This is a genomic window from Candidatus Phytoplasma pruni (assembly GCF_013391955.1).
In the GTDB taxonomy this organism is placed as follows: domain Bacteria; phylum Bacillota_I; class Bacilli_A; order Acholeplasmatales; family Acholeplasmataceae; genus Phytoplasma.
Genome location: NZ_JABUOH010000057.1, coordinates 1 through 1,393 on the forward strand (window position 1 = coordinate 1; position 1,393 = coordinate 1,393).

Consider the following 1,393-nt stretch of genomic DNA (forward strand, 5'->3'; position numbering starts at 1 on the left):
GGGGTGGGTTGTTGGATGTAGGGTGTTGTGTTGGATGCCGGAGCGTGTGTTTATTTATTGTTTATTTTGAACTTTCTTTTTGTTGTGGGGAGGGTGTTTGATGGATGATGATGTCTAAAACATCTCCTTCGTCGTCTTGGAATATTGTTTTTATTAAATCGTTGTTATTGTCATAAAAATATTGTTTACTGAAACTTATTGTACCGTCTTCGGCGAAATAGGTTTTTTTGGTTAAAAGATTGTTGTTGTAATCTTTGATAGTTTCAATTGTTCCGTCGACAGAACAATGAGTTTCTTTGATTTTTTGGTTCGTTTTTAAGTTCATTTCCACGATGATATACATATTTTTGTCTTTGTCATGGATGATGTCTCGGTAATAATCCTTTTGAGGATCTTGGTTGTAATCATCAACGTAGTCTATTGTGCCATCTGGTTTGTAGTAGGTTGCTTTGGTTTCAATTCCTGTTTGAGGATCGTGTTCGGAAGTGTACCATAACACTTCTGTTTCTGTTTCGTTTGGGAGATAAACATTTTTTTTGATGGCGATGCCTTGAAAATTTTCCAAAGCAATTACTTTATGACCTAATTGATCTGTATATTCAACAGTTGCGTACGGTTGTTTTGAAACATCTTTGTTTTTTTTCATTTTTTTCTCCTTTTGGGGGGTTGATGTTTTGTTTGACATTGTGTCAATGCCGGGGCGTGGGTGTGTGGGGTTAATTTTCGTATTTAATATTTAAAATATCATTTAATTGACTCATTATAATGTTGGTGTTGTAATCATAGTCATTTATTGCTTGTTCTATTAAATATCCGATATTTTCCTCTTGTTGTTCTGATAATTTCTCAGAATTTCCCATTATTTTTAAAATGTCGTTGATTAATGAATCGTAATATGTTAATAATTCTTGGCGGATTTTTGCTTGGTCTTTTAAGAATTGAACTACTAAATTGGATTGATTTTCGGTTGTTTTTGGAATGTTTGACATATTTTTATTTTCCTTTTATTTTTTTATTTAAATGAAAAGACCCTATGGATGAGATAGGGTCTGGGGGTTATTCGTCGTTGTTTTTGGTTAATTTGTTGGCTTGATATTCCAATTCGTAGCGGAGGGATCCGATGGCGAGGTAAACATCTTCTAATAAATCAACGACGTGGGCGGTTTTTTTTATTAAAGCATCGGGTAGATCGTTGACGTCGGCTTCATCAAAATGTTCTGTGAATCCGTCGTGTTTGTAAACAGCGATCATAGAATCTAATAATTCCATTATTGTGTTATTGTGTAAACTTTGTTCTTCTAAGGTGCAATCGTAGTTGTAATACAAAAAGGAATTTTGAAACTCCTCTAAGGCTAATAATTTTTGTTGTTTTTCTTTGTTATTCATTTTTAAA

The 1,393-nt window shown here is 33.4% G+C and carries 3 protein-coding genes; all 3 read right to left on the reverse strand.

Annotation, left to right across the window (positions count from 1 at the left end):
• Positions 1 to 61: 61 nt before the first annotated feature.
• Positions 62 to 646: a DUF2963 domain-containing protein gene (locus HR065_RS02735; RefSeq protein ID WP_178734370.1), complete on the reverse strand. Its 585-nt coding sequence runs from the start codon at positions 644 to 646 to the stop codon at positions 62 to 64.
• A 70-nt stretch (positions 647 to 716) separates the two neighbouring features.
• Entirely contained in the window at positions 717 to 989 is a 273-nt protein-coding gene (locus tag HR065_RS02740) for a hypothetical protein (protein ID WP_178734371.1), read from the reverse strand.
• Between the two features lie 67 nt (positions 990 to 1,056).
• Positions 1,057 to 1,393, reverse strand: a 337-nt coding sequence (locus tag HR065_RS02745) for a hypothetical protein (RefSeq protein ID WP_178734372.1), incomplete at its 5' end; no start/stop codon positions are given.